At 43.9% G+C, this 14,482-nt stretch carries 8 protein-coding genes; 1 reads left to right on the top strand and 7 read right to left on the bottom strand.

Annotated features, from left to right (window positions below):
• Positions 1–322: 322 nt before the first annotated feature.
• The 6 genes from QUA77_RS11250 to QUA77_RS11225 form a co-directional block, all read right to left on the bottom strand.
• Positions 323–838, bottom strand: coding sequence for a DUF1499 domain-containing protein (locus QUA77_RS11250; RefSeq protein ID WP_333450184.1), 516 nt, complete (start codon positions 836–838; stop codon positions 323–325).
• Between the two features lie 68 nt (positions 839–906).
• The gene (locus tag QUA77_RS11245; RefSeq protein ID WP_333450183.1) at positions 907–2,565 is read right to left on the bottom strand and encodes an adenylate/guanylate cyclase domain-containing protein; all 1,659 of its coding nucleotides are present in this window, start codon (positions 2,563–2,565) and stop codon (positions 907–909) included.
• Entirely contained in the window at positions 2,540–5,098 is a 2,559-nt protein-coding gene (locus tag QUA77_RS11240) for a response regulator (RefSeq protein WP_333037117.1), read from the bottom strand. The genes QUA77_RS11245 and QUA77_RS11240 overlap by 26 nt, the downstream gene beginning before the upstream one ends.
• Positions 5,095–5,487 carry a response regulator gene (locus QUA77_RS11235; RefSeq protein ID WP_333450182.1) on the bottom strand — a complete coding sequence of 131 codons (393 nt, stop codon included), beginning with the start codon at positions 5,485–5,487 and terminating at the stop codon, positions 5,095–5,097. Before QUA77_RS11235 ends, QUA77_RS11240 begins: the two co-directional genes overlap by 4 nt.
• Positions 5,488–5,694: 207 nt before the next feature.
• Positions 5,695–7,119: a response regulator gene (locus QUA77_RS11230; protein WP_333450181.1), complete on the bottom strand. Its 1,425-nt coding sequence runs from the start codon at positions 7,117–7,119 to the stop codon at positions 5,695–5,697.
• 7 nt (positions 7,120–7,126) lie between these two features.
• Positions 7,127–11,071 (bottom strand): PAS domain S-box protein, encoded by a 3,945-nt coding sequence (locus tag QUA77_RS11225; protein WP_333450180.1) that lies wholly within the window; start codon positions 11,069–11,071, stop codon positions 7,127–7,129.
• A gap of 276 nt (positions 11,072–11,347) precedes the next feature.
• Here QUA77_RS11225 and QUA77_RS11220 point away from each other — a divergent pair, with 276 nt between their 5' ends.
• The gene (locus tag QUA77_RS11220) at positions 11,348–11,482 is read left to right on the top strand and encodes a hypothetical protein (RefSeq protein WP_333450179.1); all 135 of its coding nucleotides are present in this window, start codon (positions 11,348–11,350) and stop codon (positions 11,480–11,482) included.
• Positions 11,483–11,684: 202 nt separating this feature from the next.
• On the opposite strand, the gene QUA77_RS11215 is transcribed toward QUA77_RS11220, so the two are convergent.
• Positions 11,685–14,426 (bottom strand): family 10 glycosylhydrolase, encoded by a 2,742-nt coding sequence (locus QUA77_RS11215; protein WP_445302072.1) that lies wholly within the window; start codon positions 14,424–14,426, stop codon positions 11,685–11,687.
• Positions 14,427–14,482: the final 56 nt, after the last annotated feature.

Here is a 14,482-nt window from a genome sequence, read left to right as displayed (position 1 = left end):
AGTCAGAAGTGTATAATTTAGGTTGTTTAATACTATAGGAATACTACGGCATCTCTGCTTCTGTGCTAGCGCGCTCAGCTATTTTAAAGATTGTAAAACTCTACAATCGTCAATCTTATAACAAGTATTAAAACTCAAAGCCAACCGTAGGAACACGGCATTGCTGTGTCCTCCTCCCTCTGCAGGAGACTCCTTTGTGGTGTGCCTATTGTTAATAATTGTTAACTAGGTGGTGACAAATCAGCATTACATAGTAATAGACAAAAATTAAAGCCCCTCATCTTGCAGGAGAGGGGCTTCGGGAAAGTTAGAAATTTTAAGTTCAGAGTTGATTGAATTGAGTTCTGATAGCTTCTATCCGACTGCGGTTAACTCCCAAATCCGACTGTCCCAGACGCGAAGCCGATCGCACATGGATGACTTTTGCTTCATCATCTACCAAAAATTCAACGTCATCAACAAACCCCATCAAAGCACTGGTGAACTCCGCATACAGGTAATTATCAGTTGCCGTGATAATTTTAGTTTTTCCATAGGACTCGATCACTCCTTTGAGCTTTACCATAGCTTCCGCAGCGGACGAAGTGTATGCCAAAGGCTCAATTTTGTGTTCGGCATCTTGACTGAAGCTGCTGACGCAGTTGGGGGAACTCGGGCACGCTGCGAGTTTTTCTGACTGAATCCCGATATTGGCAGGTCTTGTTCCAGCAAACATTGTTTTTTCTCCGGGTATAGCGATAAAAGTAGCGATCGACAGTACCGCTACTGCTAGTAGTGATATTAAAATAACCACGACTTTTTTCCATGCTGTCGGCGATTTTGTTTCAACTGTTTGCAAAGGATTAGCCCTCCTGAAAGTATAAATGCGGTCTACTTTTCATATTAATTGAAATTAACATCAAAAAATTAAAAATATTTATTTTGTTCTTCAATTAACCAGTAAGTCAGCATTCTTCCTTTACCTTTAATCGGGATATGACCCCGTTCTTCCAAAACAAACTGCTCTTTCAAACGCTCGTAAGTCGCCGCCGTCACTTGAATTTTACCAGGCAATCCGTTAGATTCCATGCGTGAAGCAACATTAACAGTATCACCCCACAAATCATAGCTAAATTTACTAATCCCAATAATGCCAGCCACCACCGAACCGCTGTGAATTCCGAGCCTCAATTGAAAATTTTCTCCCATTTTGGCATTAAACCTCCTCAAAGCTGCCTGCATCTCCAAAGCTAAAAGTGCGATCGCCTCAGAGTGATCCTCCCGTGGCGTCGGCAAACCCCCAACCACCATGTAAGCATCCCCAATCGTCTTAATCTTTTCCAACCCGTGCAATTCAGACAACCTATCGAACTCCGAGAAAATCCCGTTCAAAATTTCTACCAACTGCGTTGGACTTTTGTGAGCAGAAAACTGCGTAAAACCCACCAAATCAGCAAACAAGACGCTTACCTCATCAAAATGATCCGCTATCAACTTTTGCTCTTTTTGTAAGCGATCCGCAATAGGTTTCGGTAAAATATTCAGCAGCAATTTCTCTGTTTGTGCTTGCTGCACTTTCAGCGCTGCTTCAGCTTGTTTCCGCTGAATCAACGAACCAAGCTGCGTAGCAACCGCGCTCACTAATTCTAACAAGCGTGGCTGACATTTCAGAACTTTTTCGCGATAAAAAATCAAAATAGCTAACACTTGATTGTCCGCTACAATTGGCACCCCAAAAGCCGCTTTCAATCCCAAACTTACTGCAATTTCCGCTCGTAAAAAAACTTGTTGCGGTGCAGTAGAAACATCATCGATCCATTCAGACTGCTGCGACTGCCAAATCCTACCTGGGAGTCCCACACCGGGAGCAAAAATTAACTGCCAACTTGTTTGTCGGAATTGAGCAAAACTCAAGTCACTAACGTACCTGCCTGTAGCGCATTTTAAAAACCCCTCACTACAAGGAATCCAAGCTTCGCCCAGATTCCATTCAATAGTTTTGCAAATTAAACCTAAAATCAAATCTATAGCAGAGTCAAAATCCTCAGACTTGCTAATAGCTTGAGTAGCCTCCAGCAGCAATCTTGTTTCCATTTCCACCTGGTGGCGTTCAGCGATTTCCTGGTGCAACTGGATATTTTGAGCGGTCAATTTTTGATTTTTTTCTTGCAATTGCATTTGCAATGAACGCACAGTAAGTTGATTGCTCACTCGTGCCAATACTTCTTTCACCTGAAAAGGTTTGGTGATATAATCTGCTCCGCCCACTTCAAAAGCTTTTGCTTTATTTATTCCTTCTTCTAGCGCGCTGAGAAAAATAATTGGAATTTCCCTGAGTTTCGCTTGTGATTTTAATTTTTTACATAGTTCGTAGCCGTCAATATCCGGCATCATAATATCGAGTAAAATCAAATCGGGTGGGCTGGATTGAATTGCATCTAACGCCGAAAAACCATTAGTAACCGGTCGAACTTTATAGCCATTTTTTTGCAAAATTCTAATCAACAAACGCAGATTATCTGGCGTATCGTCAACTACTAAAATATCTGCTTGAGCGTTTTCAGTTTGTTCCGCCTTCATCTGCATTATCTGATTCCTCCGCCTCGGCAATTAAATTGAGAATTTTCTGGTAATCAAAATTATCGAGATGACCCTGGAGGATTTCCGCAAATTCAGGATGAGGCTCCCTTATTTCGTCTATTGTCCTGACAATTAAGTCAAAATCAGCACTGCGGATTACCTGCTTCATGTTGTCTACCCATTCTGCGGGAAGTGTAGGTAAATAAGCAAGCGCAGCATTAGGGAGGTAGCCAGATAAATTATTTCGATCGCCTATTGAGATAAAGTCCCTTGAGTTAGAGTAGAGATACTTCACCCCCAAATGTTTGTTGATGGCATCAAATATATCTGTTTTGCGGAAAGGTTTGCTAATAAAATCGTCGCAGCCGATTAATAAAGCAAACGCTTGCCTCCCTTCAATTGTACTAGCTGTCAAAGCAATAATCTTTGGAATCGGAGAGTCGGGATGGGAAATATTCATTTCCCCCTCTTGCTCTCTCTGCTTGATTCTAGCCTTAATTTGTTTAGTAGCTTCGTAGCCGTCCATCACTGGCATTCGCACATCCATCAAAATTAAGTGGGGATGCCAATTTTCCCACATTTCTATTGCTTCCTGGCCGTTGGTGGCTTGTTCCACCCGGAAACCTAAAGGAGAAAGCATTTTAACTAAAAGTTGGCGGTTGTCTTCGCGATCGTCCACAATTAAAATCCGGTAGCACGGTTGATTGGGTTCCAACCCACTAACTTCGCGGTTAATTTCCGGATCTGGAAGCTCAGCAGCATAAACTGCACCGACTGGAATTTCAAATTTAAAAGTAGTGCCGAGTTCCAGTTGACTTTCTACGACAATTTCTCCTCCCATCAGGCGGACAAATTGACGGCTGATCTTCAATCCTAAACCCGTGCCTTTCTGATTTTTTTTACCGGAAGCGGTTTGCACAAACGCCTTAAAAATATTGCCCAATTCTTCGGGAGCAATGCCAACTCCTGTATCTTCTATTTCAAATAGAAGGAAAAAACCCGGCACAGTTGAATAATCAGCCTCATCGCTCCATTCAACCTTGGCAAAATCACTGCTAGCTCTCGAAAATTCCCGAATACTTCTTGTGGTATCAAAGCAAGCTGTGGGACTATCCAATAAATCCAGAAATCCCGATTTTTCTAACTTGATCACTCTTAAGATGATTTCGCCTGTTTGGGTAAACTTAATCGCATTACTCAGAAGATTAATCAGCACTTGTCGCAGTTTAATATCATCGGTTCGCACGTACTGAGGAACATCAGCATCGCGCTGGAAATGCAACTGCAATTCTTGATTATGTACTCGCAGTTGAAACATATCTTGCAAATCGTCAAGCAAGCGGTAGAGGTCGAAGTTTTTCGGGTTGAGTGTCATCCGTCCCGCTTCGATTTTTGACAAGTCTAACACTTCATTTATCAAGCTCAGCAAGTGTTCGCCACTACGGCGAATAATTCTCATATTTTCTCGGTTTTCGACAGTCAGATCCGGGCTGGGTTCCATGACTTGTGCAAAGCCGAGTATAGAATTGAGAGGGGTGCGTAACTCGTGGCTCATATTGGCAATAAACGTGCTTTTAGCTTTGTTTGCTGCTTCAGCAGCTAAGGCGGCTTGTTGCAGTTGTTCTGTGCGTTCGTCAATTTTGGCTTCTAAGGTGTGGTGGTATTCTGCTAGTATTTTTTCGGCTTGTTTGCGATCGCTAATATCTTGAAAAGCTGCGATCGCATAAACAATATTTCCGCTAGCGTCAAAAATCGGCGTCGTATTGATCTCGATCGCAATTCTTTTGCCATCTTGACGGAGTTCTACATCGTCAACCTTGACAGATTCTCCTTTCAGTGCACGCAAAATTGGCAGATTATCCGGGGGGTACAGCTCATCAGTATTGGCAACATAAAGTTGATAAGTGGCAGCTAATTGTTCCGCAGTGCTTTCCGGGATAGTGTTTGCACCCAGCAAATCCCGCGCTGTTTGGTTGAAATAGGCGATCGAACCATCGGGATGATAAACAGATACCCCCACGGGCAAAGCTTCTAAAAATTGACTCAGGCGACTTTCACTCGCAGACAGCGCCTCATTTACTAGCTTTAACTCATCGTTTACTTCTTGGCGCTTATGAATTTCATCTGTTAACTTTTGATCTTGCAAATAACTGTGAACAGCTTCTACTACCGTTAATTTTAAGTCTTCATTTTGCCAAGGTTTAGGGATATAACGGTACAATTTAGCATACTTAATAGCATTACTCAGGGCTTCCAAATCTGCTTGCCCCGTTAGCATAATGGTCAGCGTCTCCGGCGAGCTTTCGTGAATTTTTCTAAGCAGCTCATCCCCTTTAATATCCGGCATGATATAATCGGAAAGCACCAAAGCAATCTCGTATTCATCTGCCTGCAAATCAGCCAGCAACTCTAAAGCATCAGCCCCCCCTTCAGCGGTTTCAATTATACACCGATCGCCGATCGCCTTTTTCAGTTCAATCTTTAAACTCTTCAAAACGTCAGGTTCATCATCAATACAAACAATCACAGGTTTTTTCATAACTTAGCCAGCCCAGATTTTATAATGTCTATTAAGTCTTTGCTTTGCCAGGGTTTGTACAAACAACAGTATAAATCTGCTTCTTCTAATGCCCGCTGAACTGCCCCTGCATCCGCTTGTCCAGTCAACATCACTTTAATAATTTTAGGATATTTTTGGTGAACTTTAATTAAAAGTTCGTCACCTTTAATTCCCGGCATCAGCCAATCAGAAACAACCACAATCACCCGAGCTTTTTTTTGAAATTCCTCCAGTAAATCTAAAGCTTCATCACCACTTTCAGCTAATTCATAAAAGTAATCATTTTTAAATTCATTTTTGAGCTGAACCTTGAGAGTATTCAGGATATCCGGTTCATCATCAACGCAAAGAATTACAGGCTTATTCATCTTTTTCTCTCTGCTTAAATTGTAGTAGGTTTACTGACATGAATTCTTTTTACATTGATTTCCGGCAAAGATGCAGGATATCTGCCCCCTATCTTATTTTAATAGGACTTCCGAAGATAAACCCGGTTTCTTGTAATAAATCTTGTATTTATCTGCGAGACAGCGACGGGTGTCACCGGGAATCAGCCCCCTGCAAATAAGTTTTGTTTAATAAATTGGCAGCGAGACTGTAAAAGTTGTCTGCCCCGGTACAGAATCTACAGCAATTGTACCTTCGTGTTTTTCCACAATTTTTTTCACAATATCCAATCCCAAACCGCTACCTTCGCCCGCAGATTTAGTCGTAAAAAACGGCTGAAAAATTTTGGGAATAACTTCTGAGGGAATACCTTTGCCGTTATCAGTAAACTTGAGGAAAATATTTGCCTCTTGCTGCCGAGTTTCAATCATCAAAATACCTTTATAATCCATGGCTTGCAGGGCATTATGAACGAGATTAGTCCAAACTTGATTTAAGTCATCGGGATAGCACATAATTTGGGGTAAATCTCCATAATCTTTTACTACTTCTATACCGTGTTTTAGTTGATTTTGATAAAGGGTTAACACCGTTTCAATGCCATCATGCAAGTTGGCCTGGACTTTTTCTGGTTTGCTATCAAAATGAGCGTAGGTTTTTAAGGCAAATACTACTTTACCCGACTTCGCTGTTGCTCTTTGGATCAGGCTAATACTTTTTTTGAAACTCGCAAACTGGTAAGCACTATTTAAAACTACTTCCCAATCCGGCGATTTAAAAAGCGGCAAAAACTCTTCTATGTTTTCGTAGATTTCCATGTCAACTAAAGTATCCGCAATTTCCTCGAAGTTTTCAACAGACTCTGCGCTCAAATCCGCCGCCAACTGCTGCTTAAATTTGCGTTTCTCTTTGCTTGTGAATAAAACTTCTTGATGGGTGGCTCTGTACAGTAAAGCTAAAAAATAAGCTTTGCTTTCGTCAGAAAGTTGTGGATAAATTTCAGCAAATTTTTCTAAAAACTCGTCGGAGAAATTAGATATATTATTAATAGAGGAACCTATAATGCCCAAGGGGGTATTGATTTCGTGGGCAATGCCGGCAATCAGTTGTCCCAGAGCTGCCATTTTTTCCGATTGAATCAAATGCTCTTGGGTTGCTTGCAGTTGGTGCAGGGCATTTGCTAAATCTTGATTTTTTTCTTGCAAAGTTTGTTGCAGTGAACAAATTTTTAAGTGAGTTTCTATCCGGGCTAAAACTTCTTCAATTTGAAACGGTTTAGTAATAAAGTCAACTCCGCCCACTGCAAAAGCTTTAACTTTATCCAGCACGTCATTGATCGCACTAATAAAAATAACAGGAATGTCTTTGGTAATTTCCGAAGCTTTGAGTTGCTGGCAAACTTGATAGCCGTCCATTTCCGGCATCATAATATCCAGCAGCACAAGATCCGGGGGTATTTTTTGAGCAGCAGACAATGCTAGCTTGCCATTGGGTACGGGGCGAACTTGATAGCCTTTTTCGCTCAAAATTCCTGCCAGCAGCCGCAGGTTTTCTGGCGTATCGTCCACAACTAAAATATTAGCTCGATGGGTTTTAAGTGAAGTTGAAGTCATCTGGTATTTACTGTTTCTCGCTGAGTTCGATTATGTTCAAAATTCTGTCATATTCAAAATTATTAATGCAATCTTGAAGCTTGCCCGCAAGAGAGGGATTGACAGTGCCGATTTGTGCGATCGAAGTTGCGATCGCCTCCATCTCCACACTCAAAATACTTTGCTTAAATTGGGCCATCCAGTCTGGAGAAAGAGAGGCAAAAGCCTCCGGTGTCAGCACCTCCTGACTTGACTCCTCTACACCTGCGCCACTTACTGCGGTTGGATCTTCATAAATATAGCGTACTCCTAAATGTTTTCCCATCGCCAGAAAAATATCCTCCTCTCGGAACGGTTTCCGCATAAAATCATCGCAACCCGCCGAAAGAATCACCGCCCGTTCTTCCTCCAAAACGCTAGCAGTTAGGGCCACAATCGCCGTTGCTTGCCCGCCAGTTGTAGTTTTAATCTGTTTCGTTGCCTCATAGCCGTCCATGACAGGCATTCTCATGTCCATCCAAATCAGATGCGGTTCCCACTCCATAAAAATATCAACCGCTTCTTTACCGTTATTTGCTTCTCTCAACTCAAATCCGAGTGGACTGAGAAGTTTTACTAATAGTTGGCGATTCAAAGGTTTGTCGTCCACAATTAGCAAGCGATAACTCGGCTGATTCGGTTCGAGGGCAACAACTCGACGTTGAGTTTTTTTGCTTTCAATATCACTAGCTTTAACCAGATGAACTTGGATGTCAAACTGAAATACTGCACCCTTTCCGATCTCGCTACTAACAGTAATTTCACCTCCCATTAATTGCACGAACTGGCGGCTAATAGCTAAACCTAAACCCGTTCCTTCCTGAGAATCTTTACCTGTTTTTGTCTGCACGAATGCTTCAAACAACTGATGGATTTCTTCAGCAGCAATGCCTGCACCAGTATCTTGAACTTCAAAATGCAGCCAGTAGCGGCCGGGCAATTGGTCAGTGCTGTTTTTATGTATATTCTGCCTTCCTCCTTTGACTTGCACCGACACTCCCCCTTCTGAGGTAAATTTAATCGCATTATTGAGCAAATTAATTAAGACTTGCCGCAATTTAACTTCATCAGTACAAATGTAATGGGGAACTTCTCCGTCTGTGTCGAAGATTAATTGCAAACCTTTTTGCTCAGCTTTGAGAGCAAACATATCTTCTAAATCGTCGATTAGTTGGTACAAATCGAAGCTTTTTGCATTAAGCGTCGTGCGTCCGGCTTCGATTTTTGACAAGTCTAAGACTTGGTTAATTAAAGCCAGTAAATGTTCGCCACTCCGCAGGATAATTCCGACATTTTCTTGGTTTTCCTGAGACAACTTTTGACTGCGGATCAGGACTTGAGCAAAGCCGATGACCGCGTTCAGGGGCGATCGCAATTCGTGGCTCATATTGGCGAGAAAGGTACTCTTAGCTTTGTTTGCTGCTTCGGCCGCTTCTTTCGCCTGCTGCATTTTGATTTCCGCTTGTTTGTTATCAGTAATGTCTTTAATAAAACCTTCGTAGTAAAGTAGATTTCCGGCTTCATCGCAGACAGCGCGACAATTTTCCGAAATCCATATTATGCTGCCATCTTTGCGGTAAATTTCCGATTCAAAGTTTGATAGTATCCCGTACTCGTTCATCAGCGCTGCAAATTCGTCGCGGCGGTTGGGTTTCACGTAAAGCTGGTTCTTGAAATTCGGCTGTGCTGCTATTAATTCTGCAGGGGAGTCGTAACCGTAAAGCTTAGCTAAAGCGGGGTTAGCGCTGATGTATTTCCCATCACCAGCAGTTTGAAAAATTCCATTTAAAGCATTTTCATAAATGTTGCGGTACTTTTCTTCTGCTTCGCGGAGCGCAGTTTCTGCTTTTTGGCGATCGGTAATATCGCTAGAAATCGACAAAAAACAAGCTTCTCCCTCAATATCGATGGTTTCTATAGACAGCAGTGCCGTTCTTTCTGTACCATTTTTATTGCGAAACCTCAGCTCATAATTGTGAATTGCCGTCTGATCTTTCAACATTTGAATCATGCGGTCACGCTCTTTTAAACTCGCCCAAAAGTTGAGATCAACCGCTGTCTTACCGATAATTTCTTCCTGGGTGTAGCCCATCATCCGGCAAAAACTATCATTAACTTCTAGGTGACAACCGTCACGAATTCTTGTAATTGTAATCGCATTCGGACTGGAACGAAAAGCTTTAGAAAACTTTTCTTTTGCCTTAGCAAGATCGGCAGTGCGTTCTGCTACTTGCAGTGCTAAATTTTGGTTGTATGCCCTTAAGAATTTCTCCGCTAGTTTGCGTTTCGTAATATCTTGAAAAGCGCACATCCCGTAAATAATATTTCCTTTAGCATCGTAAATAGGAGTTCCCCAAACTTGCAGGGGAACAGTCTTGTGAGTTGAGGAGATTTCAATGTCATCAACAGTTACACTTTTGCCCTGTAAAGCATTTAAAATGGGGTCGCGCTCCGCAGGGTAAATTTCGTGAGTTCCTGCTAAATAAACTCGGTATAATTGGCGCAAATTTTCGGATTTTGCTGCGACAATTCCTTGAGATAAAAGTTTCTCTCCTGTAGGATTAATGTAGTGAGGTTGACCGTTGGGTTCTGTAATAAAAATGCCTAGCGGTACTGCATTGAGAAATTGTTTGACTCGGCTTTCGTTTTCCGATAGGGAAGTAAATGAATGCTGCAATTGCTCTGCCATGCTGTTAAAAGCAGCAGCAAGTTCTCCAAGTTCATCTTCGCGGTTCAGAGTGAGCTTTGTATCCCATTCATTCCGGGCCAAAGCTTTCGCCGCCGCATTCAATCTTAAAATCGGCTGTACGACCCATTTAGCAGTAAGAATCCCCAGAATTGTCGCACCAATCAAAGCTGCAACTGACAGTAAAAAAGTCGTGCGTGTGTTGAGGTTAATTTGCTCCATAAAGTCAGACTCGGGTACAACTACTACAATCAGCCAATCCAAGCCTCGATCGTCTTTAAAAGGAGCTACCTGAATAAAATTTCGCTTGCCGTCAACATCAAAAGTAAGCTGTTGAGAATTATTGATTTTAGCTAAGCTGTCGTAGTGTTTATCTAAATGCTGTGCGGTTTGTCTAATTACCGGATTGTCGCTTTCTGAAGCTTTGATGCGTCTTGTTTCTTTACCTTCCACCACAAATTCTGCACTCGCCGTTGAAGTAGCAATTAACATCCCCGATCGCTCCATCACAAAAGTTTGCCCCGACTTGCCAATTTTGAGGCTAACCAGAAATTCTTTGATTTTAGAAAACAGCAAATCGCTGCCAGCTACTCCTAACAGCTTGCCAGCGTTATCGTAGATAGGCAAAGCAGCAGTAATTGCCAGTTCCCTTGTCAAAAAGTCTGTATAAATTGGAGTCCAAATTGGTTTTTTTGCCGCCACCGCTGCTATGTACCAAGGGCGAATTCGCGGGTCGTAAATATTGGGTGAAATTTGCGCTAATTGAACGCGGTTTCCCTGAGAGTCAGGAGTATATCGAGCTAATTTATTGCCAGTAGAGCTGTCTGCTGCCGATATCATAATCCGTTCTTGAGTGCGGATTGCTCCCGAATGTTCTCCATTTTCTTTCCCTGTGTAAATGATGCTGATCGAATCAAAATATTGAATTTGTTCTAGGAAATGATGTTCTAGTTTTTGGTTGTCTTCTAAGTTCAACTGCCCCAATTTTATACCTTGAACGTTCAGGTGATTGACTATATGGGGAATTGACATATAATTTTCCATGCGGTCTTTGATGCGATCGCTAATTTCTCCCCGCAACTGAGCGGCCACCTCGTTGACCGCCCGCTGACCGTTTTGGAAAGATAGCCAACCTACAACTCCTACCGTGCCAACAATTTGCACTAAAAAAGGAACCACTAGCACCGTTTGTAATGGAGCTTTGCCGATAAATTTTGTAGCCAAACGATTGAGGGGTTTAGGAAACATATTCATCCTAAAAGTGATTAAAATTGGCAGTTTAAATTAGTAGGTGTTAAAATCTTGGAGCGAGAGACGAGCGAGTAATATCAAATCCGGTTAATCACTCATGGTCAAATAGTTTGATCTCGACCTTTAAAAGTTTTGAGGACTTTCGTCGTCACTAAGTAAGTGCAAATAAACATTACATGGTTCGGGCGGGTGAGAAGACTCATCTACTCACTTCGATCGTGGATCTTAATTAAACCCTCTCTGATAAGATTAAGATACTATGGTTATTTTGCGATGACCTACTTACAAACTTACAGTTCGCGATCGCACTCCGACCCAAGACAGCGGGTTTCGGCTTTGCTCAACCACCGGGTTTTTTACTGCATCTGCGGGATCGAACGAAGTATTGCTGTGAAAAAACCAAGGTGAGGATTACCCCTGGCATCGCCAACTAACTTAATCAGGGCTGACGTACTCAAGGGCGTTAAATCAAGGCTTTGAGAGTGCTTCCCTACGTTTGCCATGACACAAAATCTTAGTACGTGCGTAAGTTTTATTAATTAGAGTACGATCGCCCAAATGTTAGCACGATCGCACTATCCACTGCAGCACACAACCCAAAAATCTGTATTTACCTGCGATTCAACTCCATCCTTTCGCCGTAACGTAACAGCATATCCAAACTCTCCAAACGATTTTGCCAAGTTTGCACCTGATAGCTATTTTCGGCAGAATGCAAGCGCATCGAAGATTGAAATTGAGATTGAAAACCCCTTAACAATCTTTTAGCATTGGCTAAACTTTCCGTAGAAGGATTTGCCGCCAAGTTGCTCAAAGCTTGCGCCAATTCATCCGCTCGACTTTGCAAAACTTTCAGTTCAGATTCCGACACCCGCAACTGATTGTTAGCCAACAAAAAACTCCATTCCTGCTTGAGAGCAGTATAGCGCGAAGCAGCCGCTGCAAACGGCTGTCGGTAAGGAATCGGCTCCGCAGCAGAAGTGGAACGCACTGGCGTGCCTTGAGTGCGGTTAAAAAACCCCTGCATCCCGCTGCTGATACTTTCCACCGCAAAAATAGCATAGCCCCCTGTCGGCAAATCGCGCAAAGCTTGAATTTGGTCGATCGCCACCACTTCCGGGAGACTCAACAACTTAACCGACGGAGAAATCAAAGCCGAACCCAGAATTTGTTCCTTTACCAACGGTTCCGTAATGCGCTGAAGTCGGTTTGTATCCAAAGCATAAGTCATCGGCACAATCAAATCTACAATGCCCTGACGAGCCCAAACTTCCCAATTTTGCTGAATTTTGTAAATCCGCTGACTTTCCGGGTGCGGAAACACCGCCACCGACAGAATTGTGCGCGGATAATTCTGCCGCAAAAGCTGAGAAACTTCAGCTACAAAACTATTAATTTGAGTAGTTTTAAACTCAACCCACTGCCGCCACAAACTGCCGTCCCTGGGGGAAATATTCACCGGATCTGCACCAGTCAACTGCCTAAATTGCTGCCTCGCCGCAATACCGTAACCGTAAGTAAAATTCGCATTGTCATCTTGAAAAGGATAGCGAATATAGTCTAATTGCACCCCATCTACTTTGTAGTTGTTGGCAATTTCGCTGACAATTTGCAGCAAATAATTACGCGCTTCCGGGTTCGCCGGATCGAGATAAAATTTACCATCATTAGGATTTTGCGTGCGTCCTTTATTGTCAATATTCGCCCACTGTGGATGAGCGGAAAGTACCGGGCCGGGATAAGAACTAGGCTGACCAATTAAAGTATTGTGGCGCTTATTTCCTGTGGCAAAAACCCAAACCCAAGCGTGCAGTTCCATGCCTCGCTCGTGAGCTAATTTAACCGCAGATGCCAGCGGGTCCCAGCCAACTGTTAGGGGATTTTGTTGCGGTGCAACTTGACTGGGATAAATCGTATATCCGGCATTCAAAGTTTCAAAGAAAACGGTATTGATACCGGCGGCGGCGAGTCGATCAAACACTGCGGCCAAACCCTGTTCCGATCGCGCTGCGACGATCGTACCGCGATCGAGCCAAACCGCCCGAATTTCCGCCCCAACGCGCTGTCCTTCCTTCGGGTAATTTTGCCACAGCAACTGCCGCGCTTCCACCCACTGCTTTCTAGCCTCCGCGTAGTTTTGCTGTTGCAGGAGTTGGTCAAAATTTTGCAAAACCTGTCGCGCTTGGGCGATCGCCCCCGTCCTGCTCGCTTGCAGAATAGTCAAGCGACTGGCTGCCGGGCCGCCGCCCCCCTGTTCTGCAGCCACCAGTTGAGGGGAGGTAGCAGCATTGAGATTGATGGCGGTATTGGCTGAATTAGATGCTGTCAGGGCGCTTTCAAACCGGCCGAGGAGGTTAGTGAGTTCTTGGCGCATCAAGTACGCTTCAATGCTGACGATCGGCTTATTGGAATTTGCCTGCACGTCCAAACCGGGCGGCGCAGACTGATCCGAAGGGTCTGTAAAAGTTGCAGGTACTGGATCGGGAACCGAGCCAGAGGGAGAAAGTCGGCTCAGCGGGGTAGTACGCGGCGAACTAGGGCTGTTTCTAGTGACTCTTGAGGGGGGAGTTGGCAGTGGGGTCGCGGCAGCAGTGGGCGGCGCTACAGGCCCAGAAGCGATCGTGCCTCCCCAGCGGGCGATCGAGGCTTGCAGCCAAGCCTTATCTACATTTGCCGAACCGTCGCTACCCCAGCGCCAGCCGAGGTAGGTAGCGCGATCCGTGGCGATGGCTGCGGAGGAACCGGAACTATCTTTCCAAGTAGCAATAGTTTGACTGTTCGCATCAGCCGGAATCAAGACACCGCCTTGAACAGAAGCATTTTGTTGTGCAGTCGGCACCCAATTGCTAGAAGTAGTGCAAGCAAGATCCCGACAGCGGTTGCGCGGTTGCGGGGTTGCCGGTTGGGTTAACGGAAAAGCCCAATAGGCCCCGAGGAGCGATCGCAAAGATTGGCGCACCAAGGCCGGAGAACTGCGGCCGACGGGGCCCGAAGCAATCAAGCGGCCGCCCTGGGAGGCCCAAGCTTCTAAAACTTTAATTTGCGTCGGACTCAAAGTTTCAATGTTGGGCAAAAACAGCACGTTAACGCCTGTTAAATCCGCCGTACTTTTGATTTCTTCGAGATTGATTGGTTTGTAAGCAATGCCACTTTCCCAGAGGCGTGTGGTAATCTTTACCCAATCGGGAGAATTCTCGGAACTGCGAACAACGCCCAGAACTACTTCTGCGAAACTCGGAGAGGGAAATAGGATGAAGAGATTGAGTAATGTACTCGCTAGAGTTCCAATTAAGACTCTTTGCAAGAAAGTGAAAAATCGAATTTTTTTAGCCTGGGAGCAGGCATCAGGCATTTGATCAGGCTTTTTGATTTGTTGCATAAATATGAGAATTACTCACCACACCGCTT

This window comes from Microcoleus sp. K5-D4, assembly GCF_036704575.1.
In the GTDB taxonomy this organism is placed as follows: Bacteria; Cyanobacteriota; Cyanobacteriia; order Cyanobacteriales; family Microcoleaceae; genus Microcoleus.
The sequence above is the reverse complement of the archived record's forward strand: the minus strand, read 5'-3'. Positions and strand labels throughout refer to the sequence as shown.

Coding starts and splice junctions, on each gene's coding strand:
- QUA77_RS11245 (WP_333450183.1), bottom strand. CDS start 2,565: ATGCAGATGAAGGCGGAACAAACTGAAAACGCTCAAGCAGATATTTTA.
- QUA77_RS11240 (WP_333037117.1), bottom strand. CDS start 5,098: ATGAAAAAACCTGTGATTGTTTGTATTGATGATGAACCTGACGTTTTG.
- QUA77_RS11235 (WP_333450182.1), bottom strand. CDS start 5,487: ATGAATAAGCCTGTAATTCTTTGCGTTGATGATGAACCGGATATCCTG.
- QUA77_RS11230 (WP_333450181.1), bottom strand. CDS start 7,119: ATGACTTCAACTTCACTTAAAACCCATCGAGCTAATATTTTAGTTGTG.
- QUA77_RS11225 (WP_333450180.1), bottom strand. CDS start 11,071: ATGTTTCCTAAACCCCTCAATCGTTTGGCTACAAAATTTATCGGCAAA.
- QUA77_RS11220 (WP_333450179.1), top strand. CDS start 11,348: ATGACCTACTTACAAACTTACAGTTCGCGATCGCACTCCGACCCAAGA.
- QUA77_RS11215 (WP_445302072.1), bottom strand. CDS start 14,426: ATGCCTGATGCCTGCTCCCAGGCTAAAAAAATTCGATTTTTCACTTTC.